At 64.1% G+C, this 24,340-nt stretch carries 25 protein-coding genes, 1 tRNA gene and 1 pseudogene; 11 read left to right on the forward strand and 16 right to left on the reverse strand.

The features are described from left to right. The first annotated feature begins 1 nt into the window (after position 1). Entirely contained in the window at positions 2 to 1,258 is a 1,257-nt protein-coding gene (locus tag CIT39_RS19490; RefSeq protein ID WP_094977622.1) for an O-antigen ligase family protein, read from the forward strand. Here the strand turns inward: CIT39_RS19490 and CIT39_RS19495 are convergent. Next, on the reverse strand, positions 1,227 to 1,703 hold the full coding sequence (locus CIT39_RS19495; protein WP_162308905.1) for a MarR family transcriptional regulator: 477 nt from the start codon (positions 1,701 to 1,703) through the stop codon (positions 1,227 to 1,229). The genes CIT39_RS19490 and CIT39_RS19495 overlap by 32 nt on opposite strands. Before the next feature lie 147 nt (positions 1,704 to 1,850). On the opposite strand from CIT39_RS19495, the gene CIT39_RS19500 reads away from it, so the two are divergent. Further along, a complete protein-coding gene (locus CIT39_RS19500) occupies positions 1,851 to 3,047 on the forward strand; it encodes an FAD-dependent monooxygenase (protein ID WP_094977620.1) in 1,197 nt (398 codons plus the stop codon). Positions 3,048 to 3,163: 116 nt separating this feature from the next. Here CIT39_RS19500 and CIT39_RS19505 read toward each other — a convergent pair whose 3' ends face one another. The 4 genes from CIT39_RS19505 to CIT39_RS19520 all read right to left on the reverse strand — a co-directional run bounded on the left by CIT39_RS19505 (position 3,164) and on the right by CIT39_RS19520 (position 7,167). Next, positions 3,164 to 4,339 (reverse strand): saccharopine dehydrogenase family protein, encoded by a 1,176-nt coding sequence (locus CIT39_RS19505; RefSeq protein ID WP_094977619.1) that lies wholly within the window; start codon positions 4,337 to 4,339, stop codon positions 3,164 to 3,166. Positions 4,340 to 4,367: 28 nt separating this feature from the next. After that, on the reverse strand, positions 4,368 to 5,546 hold the full coding sequence (locus tag CIT39_RS19510) for a saccharopine dehydrogenase family protein (RefSeq protein WP_094977618.1): 1,179 nt from the start codon (positions 5,544 to 5,546) through the stop codon (positions 4,368 to 4,370). Positions 5,547 to 5,555: 9 nt separating this feature from the next. Then, positions 5,556 to 6,338, reverse strand: a complete 783-nt coding sequence (locus CIT39_RS19515; protein WP_094977617.1) for a DUF169 domain-containing protein — start codon at positions 6,336 to 6,338, stop codon at positions 5,556 to 5,558. Between the two features lie 61 nt (positions 6,339 to 6,399). Continuing rightward, positions 6,400 to 7,167, reverse strand: a complete 768-nt coding sequence (locus CIT39_RS19520) for a YdcF family protein (RefSeq protein ID WP_094977616.1) — start codon at positions 7,165 to 7,167, stop codon at positions 6,400 to 6,402. Positions 7,168 to 7,334: 167 nt separating this feature from the next. On the opposite strand from CIT39_RS19520, the gene CIT39_RS19525 reads away from it, so the two are divergent. From CIT39_RS19525 to CIT39_RS19535, 3 genes are all read left to right on the forward strand, one after another. Continuing rightward, entirely contained in the window at positions 7,335 to 8,276 is a 942-nt protein-coding gene (locus CIT39_RS19525) for an acetamidase/formamidase family protein (protein ID WP_094977615.1), read from the forward strand. 199 nt (positions 8,277 to 8,475) lie between these two features. Further along, the gene (locus tag CIT39_RS19530; protein ID WP_007603456.1) at positions 8,476 to 8,673 is read left to right on the forward strand and encodes a hypothetical protein; all 198 of its coding nucleotides are present in this window, start codon (positions 8,476 to 8,478) and stop codon (positions 8,671 to 8,673) included. A gap of 71 nt (positions 8,674 to 8,744) precedes the next feature. Then, entirely contained in the window at positions 8,745 to 9,215 is a 471-nt protein-coding gene (locus CIT39_RS19535; RefSeq protein WP_094977614.1) for a GcrA family cell cycle regulator, read from the forward strand. A 284-nt stretch (positions 9,216 to 9,499) separates the two neighbouring features. Here the strand turns inward: CIT39_RS19535 and CIT39_RS19540 are convergent, their stop codons facing one another. Further along, positions 9,500 to 11,026, reverse strand: coding sequence for a porin (locus tag CIT39_RS19540; protein WP_094977613.1), 1,527 nt, complete (start codon positions 11,024 to 11,026; stop codon positions 9,500 to 9,502). A 406-nt stretch (positions 11,027 to 11,432) separates the two neighbouring features. Here CIT39_RS19540 and CIT39_RS19545 point away from each other — a divergent pair, with 406 nt between their 5' ends. Continuing rightward, a complete protein-coding gene (locus tag CIT39_RS19545) occupies positions 11,433 to 11,939 on the forward strand; it encodes a MarR family winged helix-turn-helix transcriptional regulator (RefSeq protein ID WP_162308587.1) in 507 nt (168 codons plus the stop codon). Between the two features lie 16 nt (positions 11,940 to 11,955). Here the strand turns inward: CIT39_RS19545 and CIT39_RS19550 are convergent. Both CIT39_RS19550 and CIT39_RS19555 read right to left on the reverse strand, forming a co-directional pair. After that, a pseudogene (locus CIT39_RS19550) lies at positions 11,956 to 13,070 on the reverse strand (alpha/beta hydrolase family protein). Positions 13,071 to 13,323: 253 nt separating this feature from the next. Further along, entirely contained in the window at positions 13,324 to 14,295 is a 972-nt protein-coding gene (locus tag CIT39_RS19555; protein WP_094977610.1) for an SDR family NAD(P)-dependent oxidoreductase, read from the reverse strand. Positions 14,296 to 14,904: 609 nt separating this feature from the next. Here CIT39_RS19555 and CIT39_RS19560 point away from each other — a divergent pair. The 3 genes from CIT39_RS19560 to CIT39_RS19570 all read left to right on the forward strand — a co-directional run bounded on the left by CIT39_RS19560 (position 14,905) and on the right by CIT39_RS19570 (position 17,114). Further along, positions 14,905 to 15,144, forward strand: coding sequence for a hypothetical protein (locus tag CIT39_RS19560; RefSeq protein ID WP_094891819.1), 240 nt, complete (start codon positions 14,905 to 14,907; stop codon positions 15,142 to 15,144). A gap of 387 nt (positions 15,145 to 15,531) precedes the next feature. Then, a complete protein-coding gene (locus tag CIT39_RS19565) occupies positions 15,532 to 16,815 on the forward strand; it encodes an OpgC domain-containing protein (protein WP_334272994.1) in 1,284 nt (427 codons plus the stop codon). Between the two features lie 41 nt (positions 16,816 to 16,856). Beyond that, the gene (locus CIT39_RS19570; protein WP_244607399.1) at positions 16,857 to 17,114 is read left to right on the forward strand and encodes a hypothetical protein; all 258 of its coding nucleotides are present in this window, start codon (positions 16,857 to 16,859) and stop codon (positions 17,112 to 17,114) included. Between the two features lie 133 nt (positions 17,115 to 17,247). On the opposite strand, the gene CIT39_RS19575 is transcribed toward CIT39_RS19570, so the two are convergent. The 8 genes from CIT39_RS19575 to CIT39_RS19610 all read right to left on the reverse strand — a co-directional run bounded on the left by CIT39_RS19575 (position 17,248) and on the right by CIT39_RS19610 (position 22,605). Continuing rightward, positions 17,248 to 17,523 carry a hypothetical protein gene (locus tag CIT39_RS19575; protein ID WP_148667331.1) on the reverse strand — a complete coding sequence of 92 codons (276 nt, stop codon included), beginning with the start codon at positions 17,521 to 17,523 and terminating at the stop codon, positions 17,248 to 17,250. A gap of 321 nt (positions 17,524 to 17,844) precedes the next feature. Next, a tRNA-Pro gene (locus CIT39_RS19580) sits at positions 17,845 to 17,922 on the reverse strand. 111 nt (positions 17,923 to 18,033) lie between these two features. Continuing rightward, entirely contained in the window at positions 18,034 to 18,621 is a 588-nt protein-coding gene (locus CIT39_RS19585; protein WP_094977607.1) for a MerR family transcriptional regulator, read from the reverse strand. Between the two features lie 26 nt (positions 18,622 to 18,647). Then, on the reverse strand, positions 18,648 to 18,989 hold the full coding sequence (locus CIT39_RS19590) for an integration host factor subunit alpha (protein WP_026311906.1): 342 nt from the start codon (positions 18,987 to 18,989) through the stop codon (positions 18,648 to 18,650). 134 nt (positions 18,990 to 19,123) lie between these two features. Then, positions 19,124 to 20,104, reverse strand: a complete 981-nt coding sequence (locus tag CIT39_RS19595) for a beta-ketoacyl-ACP synthase III (RefSeq protein WP_094977606.1) — start codon at positions 20,102 to 20,104, stop codon at positions 19,124 to 19,126. Then, entirely contained in the window at positions 20,101 to 21,162 is a 1,062-nt protein-coding gene (gene plsX, locus CIT39_RS19600; RefSeq protein WP_094977605.1) for a phosphate acyltransferase PlsX, read from the reverse strand. The genes CIT39_RS19595 and plsX overlap by 4 nt, the downstream gene beginning before the upstream one ends. A 298-nt stretch (positions 21,163 to 21,460) precedes the next feature. Continuing rightward, a complete protein-coding gene (locus CIT39_RS19605) occupies positions 21,461 to 22,042 on the reverse strand; it encodes a YceD family protein (protein WP_094977604.1) in 582 nt (193 codons plus the stop codon). After that, positions 22,039 to 22,605 carry a ubiquinol-cytochrome C chaperone family protein gene (locus CIT39_RS19610; RefSeq protein WP_094977603.1) on the reverse strand — a complete coding sequence of 189 codons (567 nt, stop codon included), beginning with the start codon at positions 22,603 to 22,605 and terminating at the stop codon, positions 22,039 to 22,041. The genes CIT39_RS19605 and CIT39_RS19610 overlap by 4 nt, the downstream gene beginning before the upstream one ends. A gap of 98 nt (positions 22,606 to 22,703) precedes the next feature. On the opposite strand from CIT39_RS19610, the gene CIT39_RS19615 reads away from it, so the two are divergent. After that, complete coding sequence (locus CIT39_RS19615; protein WP_162308588.1) at positions 22,704 to 23,189, forward strand: outer membrane protein assembly factor BamE; 486 nt, start codon at positions 22,704 to 22,706, stop codon at positions 23,187 to 23,189. Positions 23,190 to 23,306: 117 nt separating this feature from the next. Beyond that, positions 23,307 to 24,308: a Bug family tripartite tricarboxylate transporter substrate binding protein gene (locus CIT39_RS19620; RefSeq protein ID WP_094977602.1), complete on the forward strand. Its 1,002-nt coding sequence runs from the start codon at positions 23,307 to 23,309 to the stop codon at positions 24,306 to 24,308. Positions 24,309 to 24,340 lie beyond the last annotated feature (32 nt).

A 24,340-nucleotide genomic window follows, 5' to 3' on the forward strand; every position in this document is an offset into this window, starting at 1 on the left:
AATGGCGTATGCGGCGACTGCCGGTGAAGTGAACTTGGCCGTACCGGCTGCGCCCGGCGTGCTGGCGCTGCAGCGCGCGCTGGTGTGGCTGGTCGGCGCCTCCGGCGCGGTCGTCTTCATCGAGCCGAGCCCCTACGAGATCACGACGCTGCTCGCGGCCGTCATTTTCTTCGCCACCGGCCTGCGGCTGCGACTGGCGCTGATGCCGCTGGTGCTGATGCTGGTGCTGCTCAATGTCGGCTACACCATCAGCGCGATCCCGCTGTACGGACAGTCCGAGGTGGTGAGCTGGATCGCGACCTCCTGGTACATGGCAGTGACCGTGGTGTTCTTCGCGATGGTCACCTCCGAGGACACTGCGGCCCGGCTCGACATGCTCCGCCGCGGCCTCGTGGTCGGCGCGATGATCGCCTCGCTGCTGGCGATTGCCGGCTATTTCCATCTGGTGCCCGGCGGCAACGACCTGCTCACGCTCTACGGCCGCGCGCGCGGCACGTTCAAGGACCCGAACGTGCTCGGCGCCTTCCTGATCCTGCCCGCGCTGTTCGCGCTCCAGAGCGTAGTCTCGGACAAGTTCCGCAAGGCCTTCCGCAACGTCATCGCCTTCGGCATCATGTCGCTCGCGATCCTGCTCGCCTTCTCGCGTGCGGCCTGGGGCGGCCTGGTGCTGACCTCCGCCTTCATGCTGGCGCTGATGGTGCTGACCAGCCGCACCAACGCGCAGCGCTCGCGCATCATCGTCATGGCGATCGTCGCCGCCGTGCTGGGCCTTGCGCTGATCGCGGTGCTGCTGTCGTTCGATTCCACCGCCGAGATGTTCAAGCAGCGCGCGAGCTTCGACCAGAGCTACGACGAGGGCCGCTTCGGCCGGTTCGGCCGCCACATCCTGGGCGCGGAGATGGCGCTCGACCTGCCGTTCGGCATCGGCCCCCTGCAATTCCACCGCTTCTTCCCCGAGGACACCCACAACTCCTATCTTAACGCCTTCATGTCCGGCGGCTGGCTGTCCGGCGTGTGCTATCCCGCGCTGGTCTTCACCACCGTCATCATGGGCTTCAGGCACGTCTTCGTCCCCGTACCCTGGCAGCGTGCATATCTCGCCGTCTTCTCCGCCTTCGTCGGCACCGTCGGCGAAAGCTTCGTGATCGACACCGACCACTGGCGGCACTTCTGGATGATGCTGGGCACGATGTGGGGCATGATCGCGGCCGCGCAGATCTACAAGATCAGGGCCGGCGAGGACGCGTCTTCAGCTTGAGGGCCGGACGTTTCTCCGGCGGCGTGTCGAGCAGTCCCTTCAGCGCTTCGGTTGCCGCGACCACCCCTTTGTAGCCTTCATTGGCGAAGCGCAGCAGCAGGCGCAGCTCCTCGTCGGAATAGCCGCTATAGACCTTCTCCATCGCCTGCTGCATCGGCACGTAGAACTGGCTGATCTTCGCGATCGCTTCCGGCACGACGGCGATGAAGACCTTGCGGCGATCGGCATCGTCGCGCTCGCGGCGGACGAGGCCGGCCGTTTCGAGCCGGTCGACCACGCCGGTAATGGCGCCGGTCGTGAGGCCCGTGACCTCGGCGAGCCGGCCTGCGGTGACGCGGCCCTCGAGATACAGGATGTCCATGCATTCGAGGTCGGAATTGGCAATTCCGGCAACGTTGGCAACGGTTTGCCCGTAAAGCACGCCCTGCGCGGAAGACCTGCGCATCGCCTCCTCGAGCTCCTGCAACAGCGCCGCGCGCGCCTTCGTCCTTGACAAGGTCAGCCTCATATCTTAGGCGATATATATCTTAGTCACTAAGAGATTTAGCGACCGTAATTTCTCCTAGCACCACGGAAACGTCGGGAGCAAGCCATGTCCTACCGTCCCCGCAAGGCCCTGATCATCGGCGCCGGCATTGCCGGACCCGTGGCCGCGATCCTGTTGCGCCGCGCCGGCATCGAATCCGCGATCTACGAGGCATGGCCCTATTCCAAGGGCATCGGCGGCGGCCTCCAGATCGCGCCGAACGGAATGCATGTGATGGACGAGATCGGGCTCGCGAATGAGCTGGTCAACCGCGGCTCGGTCGCGGAGTCCTTCGACTTCTATTCGCAAGGCGGCGCAAAGCTCGGCTCGATCAACCGCGACATGGCGCAGCGCTTCGGCCAGCCCGCGGTGAACGTCTGCCGCGCCGCGCTGAACGAGATGCTCATCGACAAGGCCTGGTGTGCCTGCGCCTCGCTCTATTTCGAGAAGAGCCTCATCAAGGTCGAGGATCGCGGCGACCAGCCGATCGTCGCCTATTTCGCCGACGGCACCACCGCCGAAGGCGACTTCCTGATCGGTGCCGACGGCGTCCATTCGGTGGCACGCCGCCAGGTCGTGCCGGAGGGGCCGCAACCCTTCAACACCGGGCTGATCGGCTTCGGCGGCTTCGTGCCGCATGCCGTCCTCGACCGCCAGTCGATCGGCCGGCATGTCGAGACCACGTTCGGCCAGAGCGGCTTCTTCGGCTACGGCTATTGCAGCCCGGATCCCAGCGACGGCGTGATGTGGTGGAGCACCCAGCCGGCCCACGGCATGGATGCAGCGATGTTTCGCGCGCTCGACCAGGCAACGCTGAAACAGCATTTGCGCGGCTTCCATCACGGCTGGCACGATCCGATCCCTGATATCATCGAAGCCGCCGAGAACATCGTGGTCACCGACACGCTCGACGTCGCGACCCTGCCGGCCTGGTCGCGCAAGCGTTCGCTGCTGATCGGGGACGCCGCGCACGCGACCAGCCCGCACGCGGGCCAGGGCGCTTCGCTCGCGCTCGAAGATGCGATGCGGCTCGCCCGCCTGATGCAGGAGGGCCAGGAGCTCGGCGCCACCTTCCAGGCCTTCGAGGCCGAGCGCCGCCCGCGCACCGAGAAGATCGTCGCGCTGGCGCGCCGCAACGGCAACAACAAGCGCGAATTCAGCGCCACCGGCGCGTGGATGCGCAATCAGATGATGAAATTGCTGCTGCCGCTCGGCGCAAAGCACATGGATTTCATGTACGCCTATGATGCACGGGCGGTGTAGCCGGACGACCGGTGCCGTAGGCTGGGCAAAGGCGCAACGCGCCGTGCCCACGACCCTCTCAATGATTGCGAAAGAACGTGGGCACGCTTCACTTTGCCCACCCTACGAGAGCTGACCTAGCTCTCCACCTCGAAGCTCAGCCCGGCACTATCCCGCAGCCGCTTGATCAGCTTGTGCTGCATCGCCGCGCCCGGTGTCCAGAGACCGGCCGGCACATCGGGCGCATCGCGCAGCAGGCAGACCGCGCATTCGGAGATGATCTTCGCCGTCGACGCATAGCCGGGATCAAGATCGCCCTTCACCGCGGCGCGAACGGTACAGCCATCGGGCGCGATCGCGACATAGAGCAGATCATAGTGACCGCTGTCGCGCTCTTCTTTCGACGGCCCCTCGCCGGGCTTGAGCGCTGCGGGGCCGGTCTTGTCGCTATTGGCGGCCATGACGAGCTTGGCGTTGGCCTGCCCTTCGTCCCCCGCTCCCGTCAGCACCATCTCGTCGTAGACGAAATCCCGGCCATACCGGAATCCCATCAGCATGTTGGAGCGATGGACGTTGCGCGTGTTCAGAAGCGCCATCGCGAACGGAGCGGACCAGGATTGCAGGTCCTCCTCGAAAACAGGCTTGTTGCCGCGCGGCTGCTTGGGTCCCTCGAAGCCCGGCGTGAAGGCAAACGGGTCCTTGAGGATCGACACCAGGCTGAGATCCTGGGCAACCGCTTCGAAGGTGACCCTTGCGCTCGCGGAGGTGCCGCCGGAGAACTTCCAGCTAAGACCGCGGACGCGTCCCTTGACGCGCGGCGCCGGCGCTCCGAACAGGCGCCGGGCCTCCTCCTGCACGAAGAACGCACCGAGCTCGAACGGGATGGAATCGAAGCCGCAAGAGAACATGATGCGCGCGCCGCTCGCCTTGGCGGTCGCCTCATGCCTGTCGATCATCTGCTTCAGCCAGATCGGCTCGCCACAGAGATCCATGTAGTCAGTGCCCGACGCGACGCAGGCCGCAAGCAGATCGGAGCCGTAGAGCTGGTAGGGACCGACAGTGGTGACCACCAGCTTTGCCTGATCCACCATCGCCCGGAGCGATGCGGGATCGGCAGCGTCCGCAACGATGAGCGCGGTGTTCGCGGGTGCGCCGATCGCATCGCGAACGGACGCGAGTTTGTCTCTGCTCCGCCCTGCCATCGCCCATGTCGGCGCGCCGTCACCGACATAGTTCGCAGCGAGATATTCGGCGACGAGCTGGCCGGTGTATCCGGTCGCGCCATAGACGACGATGTCGAACTTCGCGGACACGGATGAGGTTTCCTGCAGAACGCCGACCTTACGCTTCCACCGTGAACGTCAGTCCCGCATTGTCCCGCAGCCGCTCGATCAGCTTGTGCTGCATTGCTGCGCCCGGCGTCCAGAATCCGGCGGCGACGTCCGTCGTGTCACGCAGCAGGCAGATCGCGCATTCGGAGATCATCTTCGAGGTCGAGCCGTAGCCGGGATCGCGGTCGCCGGTAACGCCGGCGCGGACCATGCGGCCGTCGGGTGCGATCGCGACATAGAGCAGATTGAAGAGCCCGTTCTCGCGCTCCTCCTTCGACGGCCCCTCGCCCGGCTTCGGCGCGCTCGGGCCGGTCTTCTCGGCATTGGCCGCCATCACGCGCCTGGCGTTGGCCTCGCCTTTCTCGCCGGGACCAGTCAGGACCATCTCGTCGTAGACGAACTCCTGCCCGTAGGGAAATCCCATCAGCATGTTGGAGCGATGCACGTTGCGGGTGTTGATCAGCGCCATCATGAACGGGGCGGCCCAGGAATTCAGGTCCTCCTCCATCAGCGGCTTGTTACCCCTCGGCTGCTTCGGGCCGGTGAAACCCGGCGTCAACGCGAACGGATCGTTCAGGATCGCGATCAGGCTGATGTCCCTGGCGACGGCGTCGAAGGTCGCCTTCGCGCTCGCGGCGGTGCCGCCCGAGAGCGTGCCGCGCATGTCGCGCACACGGCCCTTCACGCGCGCGGCGGGTGCGCCGAACACGCGTTTGGCCTCCTCCTGGACGAAGAAGGTGCCGAGCTCGAACGGCACGGAATCGAAGCCGCAGGAGAAGACGATGCGCGCGCCGCTCTCTTTCGCAGCCGCCTCGTACATGTCGATCATCTGCCGCATCCAGATCGGCTCGCCGCAGAGATCGAGATAATCCGTGCCGGTGGCGACGCAGGCAGCCAACAGTTCCTCACCGTAGAGCTGATACGGACCGACCGTCGTGATCACCGACATCGTCCGCTCCGCCATCGCCCTCAGCGAGGCCGCGTCGGACGCATCCGCGACAATCAACTCTGTATTACCGGGCGCGCCGATCGCATCGCGCACGGATTTCAGCTTGCCGAGGCTCCGGCCTGCCATCGCCCATTTGAGCGTCTTGTCGCTCTTGTAATGCCGGGTCAGATATTCGGCGACGAGCTGGCCGGTGAAACCGGTGGCACCGTAGACGACGATGTCGAATTTCGCAGAGCTCATGATCGGCCTTTACTTCTTCGCATAACTCACGCCCATGCCCGCACGGACGTCACTTTGAATGCCGTAGGGCGGTATCGGGTAGCGCAGGCCGTTCCTGGCCAGCGCCTTCATGCCTTCAATCGCCTTGGCGAGATGGGACGGCTTCAAGGCCATCAGCATCTCCTCGTCCGGCACGCCGCCATAGCGCCGTTCCGCATAGCATGGCAAGGACAGGCTGGGCTCCCCGGTCTTGAGCGCCCGCCCCCAGGAATCCGCGCACGCGGTCTCACCGACCACGCCCCATTCGAACTTCTTGTAGCCGGTATATTGCAGCCCGTTGATCAGGATGATCATCTGCCCCGGCGTCGCATAGACCAGGCAGATGTCGGGCGGATCGAGCCGGCCGCTGGCGAGCGGACTGACGGCGAGCGCCTGATATTGTCCGAACGGAACCACGTCCAGCGCCTCCTGGCGTTTGCGCGCGTCCTCCGCGGTGCCGTGCCAGACCCCGACGTAATTTTCGCCGGCGAGCCATTTCTCGTCCTGCGGCGCAAGCCCGATCACCGCGCGGCATTGTGCGCCGACGAGATCTTCTGAGGTGATGCCGACGGTCCAGCCCAGGCGCGAAGCCATGCTGACGATCTGGTCGGTGGTGTGGATCGCATTCGGCCGCCGGATCTTGGGGATCGCCTCCATGTCCGCGGCGCGCGCGAACAGCTTCATGCCGATCACATTCGTCTTCAGCCGCAGCAGGTTGTTGAGATCGGCGACGAGGCCGCCGAGATCGATACTGTCTGCACTCTGCTGTTGCATTGGCTTCCTCCGGGCCGGCGATCTTGCGCTGGCGCTATGTTCTTGTTGTGCAGCTCTCGTTCTAGTCCTTGCCCGGTCCCGGAAGCAACTCGCCGGTCCTGCCCATCAGACGGTAAGCCACCAGGCCGATCCACTCGCGCACCGCGACTTCGGTTCGGCCCAGCCCGTCCGCGCCCATATTGGTGAAGGAGAAGAGATCGTCACGCCCGCCCATCCGCCAGTCCACCGGATAGGCCTCGACGTCGAATCCGGCCTTGCGGAAGATTCCGATCGAGCGCGGCATGTGGAAGGCCGACGTCACCAGCAGCCAGCGCTCGCCCGGCTTCGGCGTGACCAGCTGTTTCGTGAAGATCGCGTTCTCCCAGGTGTTGCGCGAATTGCGCTCGAGGATCAGGCGGTCCTTCGATATGCCGAGATTCTCCAGGATCGGCGCGGAATAGTCGGCCTCTTTCGCATCGGTCGAAACCAGGTTCGCGCTCCCCCCGGTAAACACGATGCGCGCATTCGGATAGCGGCGCGCGAGCTCGGCCGGCGCGAACAGACGATCGGCCGCGTGTGCGACGACGGGCGTGCGATGCGCCGCCGACAGATCGGTGTCGACCGAGCCGCCGAGCACGATGATGCCGTCGGGCGCGCCGCGCGCGGGGTCCCACGCGGGAAAGCGCGACTCGAGCGGATAGATCAGGAGATTGCCGAGCGGCGAGAACGCCGCCACCGCCAGCAACACCAGCGTGGTCACGGCAAGCTTGCGGCCAAGCGCGGCAAAGCGCGTCGCCATCAGCACCAGCGACAGGATACCGAGCTCGACCAGAAGGTTGATCGGCAGCAGCGCGGTGCCGAGGGTCTTGGACAGAACGAAAAACAGGGGAGCCTCGCTGGAATGATCTTGCCGGTCCGCGCAGGGCTTGACCTACCCGACGATCTTCAGAAAGCTTCTTGAAAGAGGATCGATCGCCGGGTCAAGCCCGGCCTGATGAAAGCGACCGGACCCGGCAAATGACCCATCACCACCTGCATTCCAACCCCAAAACCTGTCATTGGGGCTTCTTCGAAGCCGCGCTCGAGCCTGTCCTCACCGTCAAAAGCGGCGACGAGGTGACGGTCGACACCATCAGCGGCGGCCCGGACATGCTGCCCGACCGCGACAAGTTTCACATTCCCCCCGAGATGTTCGAGGTTCACGCCAATAACGAACGCATGCTGCCGGGGCACATCCTCACCGGGCCGATCGCGGTGGAAGGCGCCGAGCCCGGCGACGTGCTCGCAGTCGAGATCCTCGACGTCCAGCTCCGGCAGGATTGGGGCTGGAACATGATCAAGCCGCTGTCCGGCACCCTGCCCGACGATTTCCACGAGACCCGTATCCTGAACATTCCGCTGGACCGGACGCGGATGGTCGGCCGCATGCCGTGGGGCCTCGATCTCGCACTCAAACCGTTCTTCGGCGTGATGGGCGTGTCGCCGCCGCCGGCCTGGGGCCGCATCTCCTCGCTGATCCCGCGCGCCATGGGCGGCAATCTCGACAACAAGGAGCTCGGCGCCGGCGCGACGCTCTATCTGCCGGTGTTCGTGCCGGGCGCGATGTTCTCCTGCGGCGACGGCCACGGCGTGCAGGGCGACGGCGAGGTCTGCGTCACCGCGATCGAGACCGCGCTGCAGGGGCGCTTCCGCCTGACGCTGCGCAAGGACCTGACCTTCGACTATCCCCGCGCCGAAACGGCCACGCATTACATGACCATGGCGATGGATCCCGACCTCGACCAGTGCGTGGTGCGCGCGCTGCGGGACATGATCGCTCTGCTCGGCGAGACGCGAAACCTGTCGCGCGAGGACGCCTACATGCTGTGCAGCCTGGCCGCCGACCTCAGGGTGACCCAGACCGTCAACGGCGCCAAGGGCATCCATTGCATGATCGAAAAGGCGATCGTGCACGGCTGAGCCGGCCCGCACCTCCCGACCTGTCGACGCCACGCCGCTGCCCGATGTCCCGCGCGGCGCGCCTAACCACGTGAAAAATCTCCAGCGATTTCAACGAGCTGTCACACTGGACTTGCCCGGATTTGACTCCCACCCCTGAACCTAAATAGAGTCTTAATCGTTACTTTTATGTACCCGAGTATGAGGCTAGCGTTCGGCCATGGCCACCGAAAAAGCCGAGACTGACCGTATTCCCGTAACCTTGGCGCTCTCGACCATCACCTATCTGGAGAAGCTGGTGAGACAGGGCACCCACGGCACCAGCGTTCCCGGCGTCGCACGTACCCTGATCGAGGAAGGCATCCGTCTCGCCATCAAGGACGGGCTTCTGTCGATTCGCGACAATGGCAGGACGTGAGCGCGCGCCGGACGTGAACGGACGGATCTCGGAAGGCGGATGGCCACATCTGCAACCTGGGACCGTGACACATGCCTGTTCTTTCGCCCACCTGGACCGACGAACGAATTGAACTTCTGAAGCAGCACTTCGAGGCCGGCCTCTCGTGCCGCGAGATCGCCGCCGACATCGGAGTCAGCCGCAATGCCGTGATCGGCAAGCTGTCCCGCCTCAATCTCACGCGCGGCCGCACCATCGACGACCGCAAGGTTCAGGACCGGCCGGCGCGGGCGCCGAGAACCGTGCCGCGGCTGCAATACGAGATGCTCGCCACGATCTATGGCGACACCGACGCGCCGGTCGTGGCCGGGCCGATCGACGAGGCCAATCGCTGCTCGCTGCTGGAGCTCTCGGAGAACCGCTGCCGCTGGCCGATCTCGACGCCGGGCGCCGAGGATTTCTGCTTCTGCGGCAATTCCGCGCCGGACAGCCAGCCCTATTGCAGCGGCCACAGCCGCCTCGCCTACCGGCCGAACGGACGGGCCCGCGTGATGCGTGGCTGATATTTCGCTCGAGACGCTTTGAAACAGCACCCCAAAAACGAAAAACCTCCGGCGGGGCATCACCGGAGGTTTCTGGAGGCTTAGCATGAAGCTAAGAGCCGCAACTTTCGTATTTGGCTGAGCGATATATAGCTGATTAACTCAGGTAAGTAAATAAGTTTGCAGGTGATCGAATCGCATGGCTCGTCTTCGCCGCCCGCAACCGCCACCGGATTTTCCGAATGCCACATTGGAAGAAAGGCCCCGGCGGTGTCCCGCCGGGGCCTGGTCGTCGTCAGATCACATCACCAGTTGCGCTGGGCGCGCAGCAGCAGGGTGAAGCTGTCCTGATCCTTCAACTCGTAGACGGCTGCAGGCTTGGCAGTGGCCGCGCTTCCACCGTAAGCAACCGTGCCGGAATACTTCTGGTCGATCCTGGTCCAGTTGAAATCACCCGAGAACGTCAGGTTCTTGACCGGAGTCCAGCGGGTGATGAAGCCCACCTGAGCGATGTCGAAGTCCGGATTGCAAGTGCCGGTCAGAGCCAGAGCGGCCATGCCTGCGCTGCCGCAGATCAGACCCTTCGCAGTGCCGCTGTAACGGACGGCACCGTACGCACCGTAGAGAGCCGAGTTCCAGTACGCATTCCAATTGTGGGTGAACGCACCGCGCATGCCGAAAGTCTTGGTGAGTTCGAGGCCCGTGCCGGCCCCGAATACGGCGTCGGACACACCAGCGAAGCCGACGCTCTGGTAAGCGCCATTGCCGCTGCCACTGAACATGGAGTAGCTCGTCGTCGCCAGGCTCTGGAAGTTGTAGCGGCTCGCACCCTCGGTGTAGACGCCCTGGATGTTGAGCACGTCACCCGCGCCTGTCGGGATGTTCTTGATCGACAAGGCCAGCGCAGCAGCCCAACCCCACTTGTCCGACGCTGCTCCGGTAGTTTCGCTGGCGCCATAGTAACCGGCGTGGTTGTCGTGCGCCGCAACCGACGCCTGGAACAGGCCCCACGCCTGGTCGACACGCACCATGCCGATGATGTCGGGCGACCGCGTACCGCCGATGTCGTTCAGACCGTAAGCACCACCGACGATGCCGCCAGCGGTCGCGCCCGTGGTGTTCCAGATGTTCGTCTGGCCGTAGGCAACCTGGTCCTGCGCCGAGATAGCCGCCGTGATACCCTGACCGAAGTCAGCGGTATAGGTGAACTGGTTGACACCCGTAACCGTGCCGCCGCCACCGACGAGACCGTCGAAGTTGTTGCCGGGATAGTTGGTCCAAGGTGCGTCGAACTGCGACACTGCCTTACCCATCGTGAATCCGGCGAACTGGATGAAAGCGAAGTAGACGCCAAGCGCACCGCCGGAGACCGAGCCCGAACCGCTCGTTCCTGCCGGGGCCGAATCATAGGCGGTGGCGCCTCCGGTAGCACCCGTGCCTGCACCGGCATAGCTTCCCGACGTCCAGGTGAATGTCGCATCGAAGAAGGTGCGGACCACGCCATACTCGGTCGCGGTGCGCGTATCGATGTTGAGATCTTGACGAGAACGCATGCTGTAGTAGTTGCTCAGACGGTCGTGCCCACCTGCGACACCGCTGAACTGGCCATTGTAGTGACCGCCCGAGTTGAGCGCGACTTCGGCACGCAGATAACCGCCCAGCTTGATGCAGGTGTCGGTGCCCGGGATGTAGTAGAAACCCGCTCCGTACAGCGAGCAGATCTTCACGTACTCGATCGCCTTGGCCTTGACCGGAAGATCGGCCGCCTGGGCTCCACCGACGGCGATCAGACCCGCCGCAGTGCCGAGCAAAAGGCTCTTCACCACTTTCATATAAAACCTCCAAGTTGTCCATTTTGCGGAGACTGGACCGTGAGGCCCCCCAGATCCCCGTCTCTTCAAATCCGCTCGGCCGCTTTGCGCTTTCGGACACTCCCGCTTGAACGCGAGGGACGTGAGCGAACCACCTGCAACGGGACGATCGAGTACCCCCCACCGTCAGAAGCAATATGCCTGCGCCGTTCCGCCGATCAAAATACTTTATTTAGTCAGCTTTCTGTTTCACCTAAACCTGTGCCCCACAGGCAACACCCAGGGTGAGCCAATCTGTTGAGCCGATCATCTTTGTAATCCTACTGACACAATTAGCCTGCTCTGCACTTGCGTCAGAGCAGGCTTGCGTGGACTATGGCCGTCGATGAGCAACCGGCCTAAACGATCGGTTCACGGGAGTGACGCTGTGTCCGCGACGAGGAAAGAAGGAGCGCGCCTGCGCTCGATCGGCAACCTGGATATCATCAGGCGCTTCACCTGGGAGATCTCGTCGATCAACATGTATCTGGAAGAGCTGCGTCAGTTCTGGGCGAAGACGCTCGGCATCAGCGGCCCGCAATGGCTGATCCTGATGGCCATCTCCGACCTCGACAAGGACGACGGCATTCCGGTCAACGTCGTCTCCAAGCTGCTCCACGTCGATCCATCCTTCGTCACCACCCAGTCCAAGCTGCTCGAGAAGAAGGGCCTGCTCCGCCGTCGTCCCTCCCCGACCGACGCCCGCGTGGTGCGGCTGTCGCTCGCCGACAAGACCCAGAAGCACATCGCGAGCCTCAACGAGCAGTACAAGACGATCCGCGAATTCGTCTTCCAGGGGTTCGATGAGGACGAATTGACGGAATTCACCGGCAAGCTCGCGACGCTGAAGAATCGCCTGCAGAAAGCCTGCGTCCGGATCTCGATCGACTTCTGAAGGCTTGGTGCGGCGGTCAAATCCGCCGCGTGGCGGCGCCGAGCCGCGATTCGAGCCAGTCGAAGATATATTCGTTGGCAAGGCTCGGATTGTCCGCATGGGCCTGCGCCGCGCCGGTCTCGGCCGAAGTGAACACCTTCAACATGACATCCGAGCTGCCGAGCCGGGAGCTCTCGACGATCTGGCGCGCCCGGTCGGCCTTGAGCCAGCCGTCTTCGCCGAGCGTGATCAGCACCGGACAGTCGGCGCTGGAGGCCATCAGCGGCGCGTGCGGCACCGGCACGATGGTGACGTCGCTCATCGCGAAACGGCTGGCAAAGAACGCCCGCTCGTGCAGGTCCCACAGGCCGCCATCGCAGACGGCGGCAGCAAGCCGCGGCTCCTGCAACACCGCGCGCGCCACGAAGGACGAGCCCCAGCCGTCGGCGATGATCCCGACCCGGGCGAAATCGATGTCGCCGCGCGTCTCCAGATAGTCCATGACGCAGGGAATCGCGCTTTCGAGATCCCCCGCCGCAACAGCTCGTCGATGATGTCGTCGCGCTGGTCGCCGAGCAGGTCGAGCGCCAGCATCGAGAATCCGCGCTCGCGCGCATGCGGCACGAGCTTGTGCAGGAATTCCTCCTTGCGGTGGCCGGGCTCTCCGATGCAGATCACGGTCGGAGCCCGCCCGCTTCCCGACGGCGCCGGAAGGAAGTAGCCCTGCAGCGCATGTCCGTCGAGCCAGGGGATCGTCACGACCTCGCCCGCCGGGCTGCGCGCCGAAAGGTAGCGGCGCGCGCATTCCTGCATCGCGAGCACCGCAACCCAGCGGCGCTCGTCGTCCGGCTCGAGCGGCATCGCCGCCGCACCATAATAGTTCATGGCGCGCAGCCAGTTGCGCTGCGCGCTCGCCATGTGGCCCTCCGCGAACGCTGCCTCGGCGCGATGCCGATTGGCCTGCGCCAGCTTCTTCCACTCGCGATGCCAGGACCGGTCGTCGCCCCGCTTCAGCTGCCGCGCGATCATCAGGCATTCAGCGATCGTGGCGCCGCCCTCCTGGGCCGCGGTCAGGAGCCGCGTGAATTCAGCGGAAATGTCCTCCCGCTCCGGGCAGAGGATCCAGTCGTCGGAGAGGCATGCGGGTATCATCGGAGCTACGCTCTATCATCGCGTTACCCTTCATTGAGTAAACCAATTCAGTGCACCGACCAAGCAGCCGTGCACTGAATGAGAGCCCTTCGAGATCACCATCGCTTGAACGAACCCGGTCCGCTCGCATGCGTGACATTCCAATTCGTCATGAGGCGATCAACATTGGCAGGAGGTGTGGCACCTACAAATACCTGCACGCCTCTTGCCATGATGATGATCATACCTATATCGGCGCGCCCTGGAGGCGATCTCAACCCAGCCGCCAGCCGACCTCCTGCGTAAAGCTTTCGTAAAAGGCGCGGTCGTAAGCCTGCTCCGGCGTGGCGCGGACGCGTTCGTCGAGGCGCTTGGCGTCCTCGCCGACGAGGATGCGCCAGCGCTCCGCCTTGACCCCGTCGAGAATGATCTTCGCGGCCTGTGCAGCCGTGGTCGGCGCATCCTCGAGGAAGCTACGGGCGCGCTCGGCGAACACCGCCTGGATGTCCTCGTCCGACATCTTGTCGGCATCCGGCACGCCGGCCGCGACCATGCGCTTGCGGGTCAGCGCGACCTCGTCCGCGTTGAGCCGCTCCGAGCCGTCGGCGCTCTGCACCTTGCGCGAATTGGACACGATCGAAGTGCCGATATGGCCGGGCATCACCACCGAGCATTTGACGTGCGGCGCGTGCAGGCGGAGGTCGTTGATCAGCGCTTCGGTAAATCCCTTCACCGCGAACTTGGCCGAGCTGTAGGCGGTGTGTGCCTGCCCCATCCCGATCGAAGCCCAGAAGCCGTTGACGCTCGCGGTGTTGACGATATGGGCCTCGTCGGCGGCCACCAGCATCGGCAGGAAGGTGCGCACGCCGAGATAGACGCCGCCCCAGCAGATGTTGAAGGTGCGCTCCCACTGCTCGCGCGTGTTGGTGAACAGGCTGCCGCCGCCGCCGATGCCGGCATTGTTGAACAGCAAATGGATCCTGTCCGTCTTCTGCTGCTCGGCGAGCTCGTCGCGGAAGCGCTTCAGATGATCCTCGATCGAGACGTCGGCAACATGCGTCGTGACGCGCAGGCCTTGCGGCAGCGTCTCGACCTCGCAGAGCCGCTTGGTCTCGGCCATCGCGGCTTCCGAGACGTCGCACATGGCGACATTGCAGCCCTCGGCGACGAGCTGCCGTGCGAGCTCGCGCCCCATTCCCGTGCCGCCGCCGGTGATGACGGCGATCTTTCCTGCGAAATCCTTCATGGGACTTTCGGCCCCTCCCCTTGTCGGTCTGTTTCTTCGTCGCAGTGCCGCTGACCGGCCGCGCGCGCGAAATGTAGCAGCGCCGCATCGGCAAATGAAAGCGGATCGGCGAAGCAATCTTCGGCATCAATTATTTCGGCGCGCGGACTATCGGCCGCGCCGGTGCGATCACCACACGGTCCGTGCGTGTGAGGCAGCCCCACCCGCAGCACATCCTTCGAGACGCCCGCCGTTGGCGGGCCCTCAGGATGAGGGCGGAGTATATGGAGGCAGTTGCAACGAGGGCCGTGCCCTTTAGCCTCATCCTGAGGAGACCGCGCAGCGGTCGTCTCGAAGGACGAGGCGCTTGCTCCGTTGTCGCTGGGAAGCACATGCGCTGGCCCACCGTGCGCGAAGCACCAGCCGAAGGCGCTGGCGCCGCAACCGGAGCTTTACTGGCCGATTCCCGTAATTGTCCGGCTTCGGTTTATGGGCAATTTTTTTACAATCCGAATCGCCAAATGACGCTGGGTCGAGTCGGCCAGGCCAGCGTGTGGCTTGCGTGTCACAGGCTCTGGCACTCCGCTTGCATCTTCTTCGTGGTCTGAAACTACCGATGAGGTGACAGGAATGTTCGTGACCGTCGTTGCCGTGCTCTGCCGGCTGAGTGCAGCCAGCTCAGGCAGTTGCATCGAGGAAATCGTGACCGACAGCAACATGACGCCCGAGATATCGATGATGCAGTGTGCGATCGGCGCACAGGCGCCGTTGGCGAAATGGATGGGCGAGCATCCGATCTATCACGCCAATTGGCGCCTGGATCGGTACAAATGCGTGCCCGGCCATTACGAGATCAAGGGCCACGCGTAAGGCCCCGCAAAACTACTGACCAGAACACGACCAACCGAGGAAACGCCCACCGGGCCAGGTCCGATGACACAGCGCGCGCGTTTTGCTCGGAACTGAGATTTCCTGCCAGTTACCCTGGAAAACTCCGGACGCCGTTTGGTCTCCGCGCGCTCGAAGTCATGCATGGTACCGCGGCTCACGGCAGGTCGCTTGACTCAGGTCAATATCCTGCTGACCTGAGTGCGCCAACATTGTCGTATTGACCGTATCAAACTGAACTCGCGGCTGGCCATTTGATCCTTCTCAAACGAGGCTCTCGGCCCGGCATCTGGCGTGAGCGACCTCGGCGGCTTCTCCGTGCTGGGGCGCGGACATCGATCGTGAATCGTTTGCACGACGGAAAGCAGAATGAAGCTCGGGCTTGCGCCGCCACCACCTCAACGTGATTTGCGTCTCGACCTGTTTCGCGGCCTCGCCAACTGGGCGATGTTTCTCGGCCATGTCCCCGGCACGGTGCTGGTGTGGTGTTCGTTCCGGAATTATGGATTCAGCGACGGGGCCGATCTGTTTGTGTTCATCTCCGGCTACACCTCGGCGCTCGTATATACGCGAAAGATGGAGCGGGGCTTTGTGTTCGGAGCCAGCAGGCTATTGAGGCGCGTTTGGCAAATCTACACGGCGCATATCCTGCTATTCATGATCTACTTGGCTTTCATCCATTTCCTGTCGGAAAGGTTCAACGCGCCTGATCTGGTCGATCTGTTCAACGCCGCACCGGTCACCAGCGCGCCGATCGAGATGATGACGCAGGGGCTTTTGCTGAGATACAAGCCTCTGAATTTGGACGTGCTGCCGCTCTACGTCGTTTTGATGGGCCTGTTTCCTCCGATCCTCTGGTTGATGTTGAGATTTCCCGATGCCGTCATGATCGGGTCGGTGCTGCTTTATCTGGCTGCGCGGCGATTCCATTGGAACCTGCCTTCCTATCCATCGGAAAACTGGTACTTCAATCCGCTGGCGTGGCAGCTTCTGTTTGTCACGGGCGCATGGCTCGCGTTGACGGGTGCGGGGCGTCTGCATTTCCTGCTGCGGTCCAGGCTCGTGCTGGTTGTTGCGATTGCCTATCTGATCTTTGCGGCGCTCATGACGTTGGCTGCTCACCAGCCTCAGCTCCGGGCCTTGTTTGCGCCTGCCTTGTTCGAGCTTTTCAATCCCAACGACAAGACCAACCTGGCGCCCTACCGCTATCTTCATTTGATGGTGCTGATCATCCTTGGTGCCCGGTTCATACCGATCGATGCGCCCGGGCTGCGAGCCACCATCTGGCGACCCCTGGTAAAGTGCGGCCAGCAGTCTCTGGAAGTGTTTTGTGTGGGCATTCTCCTGGCCTTCATCGGGTACTTCATCCTGCAGTTGGCAGGGAACGGCATCCTCGCCCAACTGCTCGTCGGAGCCGCGGGGATCGCGATCATGACGGCGGTTGCCTACTACAGATCCTGGTCTAAGCGAGTGGAGAAATCTTCACATGAGAGTCCGGTAGATGGAAAGAAGGCGCCGGAAAGCACCGGCGCCCTCGAGCATCTTGTGCTGCGCGGCGCCGGCAGCGCGGCGCAGGTCGCTCGCGGATGGATGCGCGGCAGCCGCCTTAACAAAGGTTTGACCAACCGCACCGACGTCGACAAAGAGCCTTGACCAGGTCGCCCCCGGTCCGCAGCTCCCAAGAAATTCGGTTCGTGGTCAGAGCCGGCGCCTTTGTCGCCCAGATGAGCGGGGGCGAACCGCGAGGCCATGCGTTGGGACGCACCTATCTCGAAAGCCGCCGCAAGCAGATGCGCAAGATCGACCCCGCGCTCGCCGCGTTCATGTGCGTGAGCACGATCGAGTCGGTCGCGCACAACACCGTGCTGAACGGCGCCGAGATGCTGACGGAGAAGACGGTGAAGGTGCTGGTGGATGAGACGACGGGGTTGGTGGTGGGGTATTTGAGGTAGGAGGAACGATGCCCGAAACCTGGACGCGCTTGCTCAAATGCGAGGATAGGATACGCCCCCGGCGCGCAGGGAAGCGAGTCCCGCGGTGCTGAGGTATTTGAGGTAGGTGGGCATTTCCATGGCACGTCCGCTTCTAGCGAAGCCGACGCTCCCTGAGTTCCCGAATCTGCCGCCCGATCGCAATCGCCCTCTCCTGCGCCCATAACTGGTCGTACGCCGCAACTTCGTGCCTGATGAGATCTTCGGTCGTGTCCCCTTGGACGATCTGTTCTCTATTCTTCTGACTGCAGAAATAGGCGACGAGTCCAGAAATCTTCTGCTGCTCATCCAACGTTTGATCAGACCATCGCGTCAGGCTCTCGCGCCACAGACAATCCTCGCGCGCGATCTCGTCACGAAGGACCTGCATGAGCCGATCAGTTTCTCGATCTGCCGATCGGTCACCCGCCAACATGGGCGAGGCGGTCAGCGCGAACCCTCAGACCAGTCCAATCCGATACATGACCCGCCCACACGCTGGCATATCGACATCATGCCCTGTTCTGCTCGGCGCGTCAAATCGCTTCGGAAAAACCTCATACAACCAACGACATCGCTACTGTGCATGGGGTTGTTTTCGGCATTTTGGCCTGCCGGCCACCGAAGCAGCCCCGGCGACCGTCGCGCACGCGTCCTCGGCCAGAGCGAGCCCTACGCCCCGGTCATCCACCCAACAGATGCTTTGAAAAAATGGTCGGAGCGAGAGGATTTGAACCTCCGACCCCTAGTCTCCCAGACTAGTGCGCTAACCGGGCTGCGCCACGCTCCGAACGTCGTTCCATTAGCTAGGATCGGCGCGATGCGCAAGGCGAGGCCGCAGCATTTTGGCGTCCCTGCCCACAGTCGCCGGAACTGCCCGCAAAGCCGCGGAAAAGGCCCCTCACCCGTCCTTCAGCGCCTGGTCCAGCATCTCGCGGCAGGCGACGAGGTCGGCGAGGACGCGCCCTAACCGTTCCCGGTCCAGCGCACTGGGGCCGGCCGGGGCCGCGGCAGTCGTGCCGCCTTTGCGGAAGGTGGTGAGGATGTCCTCGTCGTCGACCTCGCTGAAGCGGAAGTCGATGCCTTCCTCCTCGTCACCCTGGTAGTCGTCCTCGTCGGCATCGGTGACGCCCTTGATGATGGGCGCCTCCTCGTCCTCGGGCTCCATCAGGCTGGCGCCGATGGCGTCCTCGATGGCCCCGAACGAGACCGCGGCCGCGCTGTCGGCGAGACCCTGCACCGATTTGACGCCGTGCTCCTTCAGGATCCGCTGCACGCCGCGGATGGTGTAGCCCTCGCCGTAGAGCAGCCGGCGGATGCCCTTGAGCAGGTCGACGTCGTCGGGGCGGTAATAGCGGCGGCCGCCGCTGCGCTTCATCGGCTTGATCTGGGAGAACCGGGTCTCCCAGAACCGCAGCACGTGCTGCGGGATGTCGAGCTCCTGCGCTACTTCGCTGATGGTTCGGAACGCATCCGGCGCCTTGTCCAAATGCCAAATCCTCTGCGCGGGGCGACTTACGCCTCGGGTTGAACCTTGCTGCCGTCGCCGTTGGTACGGTGCTGCGCGTTGATGCGCTGCTTCAGGATCGCCGACGGCTTGAACACCATGACCCGGCGCGGCGAGATCGGCACCTCGGTGCCGGTCTTCGGGTTGCGACCGATGCGCTGGCCCTTCTTGCGGACCATGAAGGACCCGAACGAAGACAGCTTCACCGTCTCGCCCTTTTCCAGGCAGTCGGTGATCTCCTTCAGCACGAGTTCCACGAAGGCGGACGATTCCGTGCGCGACAGGCCCACCTTCTGGTAGACGGCCTCGCACAGATCGACACGCGTTACGGTTTTACTTTGATCGGTCATCGCCCTGCCCCACATCACGGCGAACAATTGTTGTCTGAAATTATGAGCTTACGATACGGCGGTCAACAGCGCTCATCAATGCAGGCGCATCGATAATCGCGGCTGATTCCGGCAAAATTTTATCGACTGTGGCTCTACCAGCGCACCATCGCCGAGCCCCAGGTGAAGCCGCCGCCCATGGCCTCCATGAGAACCATGTCGCCGCGCTTGATGCGACCGTCCTTGCGCGCTGCCGACAACGCCAGCGGAATCGAGGCGGCCGAGGTGTTGCCGTGACGGTCCACCGTCAGCACCACCTTCTCCGGCGCGATATGCAGCTTGTGGGCGGAAGCGTCGATGATTCGCTTGTTGGCCTGGTGCGGCACGAACCAGTCGATGCTGTCGGCATTGAGCCCGGTCGCCTCGAAGGCGTCGACGATGACGTCGGTGATCATGCCGACCGCATGCTTGAAGACCTCGCGGCCTTCCATGCGCAGATGACCGACCGTCTGGGTCGAGGACGGGCCACCGTCGACGAACAGTTTTGCCTTGTGGCGGCCGTCGGAGCGCAGATGCGTGGTGACGATGCCGCGATCGGTCGCAGCCTTGCCCGGCTGCTCCTGCGCCTCCAGCACCACCGCGCCGGCGCCGTCGCCGAACAGCACGCAGGTGCCGCGGTCGGTCCAGTCGAGGATGCGCGAGAAGGTCTCCGCGCCGATCACCAGCGCGCGCTTGAAGGCGCCGGTGCGCAGGAAATTATCGGCGGTGGCGAGCGCGAACACGAAGCCCGAGCACACCGCCTGGAGGTCGAAGGCCGCGCCGTGGTTGATGCCGAGGGCGTGCTGCACGGCAACGGCGGTCGCGGGAAACGTGTTGTCCGGCGTCGAGGTCGCCAGCACGATCAAGTCGATCGACTGCGCATCCAGGCCGGCGTCGGTCAGCGCAGCCTGCGCCGCCTTGATCGCGAGGTGCGAGGTGAACTCTCCCTCGCCCGCGATGTGCCGCTCGCGAATGCCGGTGCGCTGCACGATCCACTCGTCGGAGGTGTCGATACGCGCCGCCAGCTGGGCGTTGGTCACCACCTGCTCCGGCAAATAAGAGCCGCAGCCCAGCACGACCGAACGAATCTGAGTCACGAAACAGCCTCCTGCGCGGCCTGCACGGAATTGAGTGCACCACCTTCGCGGTTGAGCATCTGATTGATCTTGTTCAGGAGATCGAATTTGACCATCTCATAGCCAACATTGATCGCAGAGGCAAAGCCTTCGGCGCTGATTCCGCCATGGCTCTTGACCACTAATCCGTTCAACCCCAGGAACACGCCCCCGTTCGACTTGTTCGGGTCCATCTTGTTGCGCAGCGCCTGAAAGGCGTCGCGGGCCAAGAGATAGCCGAGCTTGGTCATCCAGCTCCGCTGCATCCCTTCGCGCAGCAATTCCGCCATCTGCCGCGCGGTTCCCTCGGCAGCCTTGAGCGCGATATTGCCGCTGTAACCTTCGGTCACGATGACGTCGGCGTGCCCTTTGCCGATGCCGTCGCCCTCGACGAAACCGATATAGTCGAGTTCCGGCAGGTTCCTGGCGCGCAGGATTTCACCGGCCTCGCGGATCTCCTCGTGCCCCTTGATCTCCTCGACCCCGATATTGAGCAGCCCGACCGTGGGGCGCTTCTTGTCGAACAGCACGCTTGCCATCGCAGCCCCCATCACCGCGAGCGACACCAGATGGTGCGCGTCGCCGCCGATGGTTGCGCCGAGGTCGAGCACGACGGAATCGCCGCGCTTGGTCGGCCATACCCCGGTGATTGCCGGACGGTCGACCCCCGGCAACGTGCGCAGATGGAAGCGCGACATCGCCATCAGCGCGCCGGTGTTGCCGGCGGAGACCGCAACATCCGCCTCGCCCTTCTTCACCGCGTCGATGGCAAGCCACATCGAGGAGGTCTTGCGGCCGCGCCGCAGCGCCTGGCTCGGCTTGTCCGAGCCGCTGACGGCCACGTCGGTGTGGATGATCCTCGAAGCGGCCCTGAGGTCGGGATGCTTCTCCAGCTCGGGCTCGATCATGGCGCGGTCCCCGACCAGCAGGAATTCGGCCCCCCGATGCCTCTGAAGCGAGATGGCGGCGCCGGGAATGACCACTGCGGCGCCTCCGTCGCCCCCCATGGCGTCCAGCGCGATGCGAACCTTGCTTGGCATAAAAGTCCCGGAAACCTGGTCTGGTGCGGTCTTGAACGAGCGGGGCCGCAGAATGGGTTCGCCACGGACATGGCGATCGGTCGAGCGCCACGCCGCGCCCCGGCCGGGCCGCGACAATAGCGTTTTGTTATCCCGAAACAACCTCTTGCCCCCAGCCTTTTGCTTTCAGGGCGGTCCGGCCGCCAACTGGCAAATACACAGGAAGCACATTGAAATCAAACAGATAAATCAGCCTTTCAAACCACTCACGCAAGCACCTCGCGCCCCGTAGCAAAGCGGTGCTCCCGGGAATGCCCAGCTATTTGCCTTTCTTCTTGTCCTGCTTCTCGTCTTGCAGCGCCTTCAGGACCGCGAATGGATGGTCCTCCGGATCCGGGGCGGTGACCTCCGCCTCGAACACGACCCCCTCCTTGCGCGGATAGGGATCGATCGCCAGGAACAGGGCGTCGGTGGCGAGGCGGCCGAGGTCGATGATGCCGTTGACGATCGGCTCCGGCGGGTCGGCGACCTCGGACGGATCCTCGTCGTCCCGCCGCTCCGCGATCAGGTCGGCCAGGCGGCGCGCCTCGGCCTCGGGGGCGAACGTCAGGTCCACCTCCTCGTCGACCTCGCTCTCGATCGGATCGAGCGTGACCACGCAGGTCTGGCCGATTCGGGCCCGGACGCTGCCGGTCACCTGGACCCGGCCGCCGCTCCTCGGCACCACATCGAAGTCGGCCTGGGCGGAGAGCACCTCGCGCAGGCCGCCGGTCTCCGCCATGGCCTGCCGCTCGGCGGCCGAGGCCTCGAGCTTGCGGTGCAGGCCGGTGTCGGGGATTTGCGCAACGAGGACGGGGACCCGCCAGGGATCGGGCTCGGATCCGGTATTTGGTCGGCTCATGGCGTGTCACCCTCGGAAAGCGCTGGAGGAAACCTGAAGGCGCCGCGCAGCAGCGCGGCCTCGTCGGCCCGGCCGAGATCGGCCTCGCTGGCCCGCGCATAGGCCGCGAGCCGCTTCGCCCGGTCCAGGCCGGTCCCGTTCAAGATATTCTTGCAGATCGCCTCTGCCAGGGCCTCGCCGCCGCCGGCCTCCACGGCCTGGTCATAGGCCTGGACGCGGCCGTAAAACGCCTCGCCGAAGGCCCGCATCCGCTTCGGTACCGTCTGGTCGCCGACCCCCATCTCGCGCAGATTGTCGTCCATGTCCTCGCAGAAGCGATCGAACAGCGCCTGCGACAGCTCCGAGGCTCCTCCACTGGCGCCCTGGACCGTGCGCAGGCGCCGCAGCAGCAGCCAGAGATGCAGCAGCAACAGGTCGAAACGCCCGTTAACCGTATCGGGCACGCCCAAGTCGCGGTAAAATATGGGTTCTCGCGCCTGCGTCACGATCATGCCATAGATGGCTTCAATGGTGCCGCGCGGGGTTAGCCGGGGTTTCCTGAAGTGATTGAACGGCCAAAGCATTGTGGTTTCCGCAAGCAGGCGCGCGTGTGTTGCATTGTGGCGCTCAGCCCGGTACTTCAGCGCCTCGCGCGACGCAAGGGGACGGAATCAGTTCCGCTATGACGATAACGAACCAGACCAGCCTGCGCGCGGACAAGCGGCGCGGCCTTCATGCACGCTGGCTCGGCTTGCGCATGTTCGCCGCCGTCGCCCTGGTCGGCGCCGCGCTCACGGGCTGCACCGGCGAGCAGTTCCAGAAGGGCTACATCCTGCCACCCGGCGCGCTGGAGCAGATTCCGATCGGCGCGAGCCAGGACCAGGTACTGATCGTGATGGGCACGCCCTCCACGGTGGCGACCCTCGACGGCGAAGTGTTCTACTACATCTCGCAGCGCTCGGAGCGCGTGGTCGCCTTCATGAACCAGAAGGTGGTCGACCAGCGCGTCATCGCGATCTATTTCGACAAGAGCCGGCGCGTCCGGCGGCTGGCGAATTACGGCCTGCAGGACGGCAAGATATTCGACTTCATCAGCCGCACTACGCCGACGTCGGGCCAGGAGATGAGCTACCTCGCGCCGTTGTTCAAGCTGCTTAGCTTTAACTGAGAATCGCACCTGCGGCGTCCTGCCGCTGTCGTTGCGGCCATTGCAGTCGCATGCGACTTGCCGTCGCGTGCCTGGTTCCCTACGCTCCCTGCAAAACAAGAAGCAGGGAGAGGATTCGTGCCCAGAAATTTGCTATCCCGACGTCGCGTGCTCACCGGTGCGGCCGGCCTTACGGCCGCAGCGATCCTGCCGCGATCAAGCCTTGCCGACTGGAAGCCGACCGAAAACGTCCGTCTCGTCGTTCCGGCCGCAGCCGGCGGCTCGACCGACGTGTTGGGCCGGCTCCTGGCCGCGCATCTGCAAACCGCATGGGGCCAGTCGGCCGTCGTGGAAAACCGCTCCGGCGGCGGCGGCACGATCGGCACGGCCGAGGTGGTTCGCGCCAAGCCTGACGGCCACACCATCCTGGTCGGCAACCCCGGTCCAAACGCGATCGCCTACAGCATCTTCAAGAATCTGACCTACAAGCCGGACCAGCTCCAGCCTGTCTCCAACATGATCCGGATCCCGAACATCGTGTCGGCGCATCCGAAAACCGGCATCAAGTCGGTCGCCGAGTTGATCACCTATCTCAAGGCCAATCCGGACAAGCTCAGCTACGCCTCCTCCGGCGTCGGCCAGAGCCCTCACCTCACCGGCGCCTGGTTTCTCCAGCTCACCGGCCTCAAGATGACGCACATCCCGTTCCGCGGCGCCGGTCCCGCGCTCCAGGCCGCGCTCGCCGGCGACATCCAGATCCTGTTCGACAATCTCTATCCGAGCCTGCCGCAGGTGCAGAACGGCACGCTCAACGGCCTGTGCGTCACCACGACCGAGCGCAGCGCCCTCGCGCCGAACCTGCCGACCATGCGCGAGAGCGCGCCGGAGCTGGCGAATTTCGACGTCTCGTCGTGGTTCTCGGTGTTCCTGCCGAAGGGCGTCTCGCCCGAGGTGCTGAGCGCGCTCAATCTGCAGGTCAAGGCCATGCTGGAGCGCGACGACATCAAGAAGCAGATCGCCACCATGGGCGCCCGCGCCGACTACGGCACGCCCGAGCAGTTCGCCGCCTTCGTGGATGCCGAGACGAAGAAGTTCGCCGGCATCATCCAGAAGGAAGGGCTGCAGATGGATGTGCAGTAGTTCTCGTGTCCCGGATGCCGTCTGCGGCATCC

It is taken from the genome of Bradyrhizobium symbiodeficiens, assembly GCF_002266465.3.
GTDB lineage: Bacteria > Pseudomonadota > Alphaproteobacteria > Rhizobiales > Xanthobacteraceae > Bradyrhizobium > Bradyrhizobium symbiodeficiens.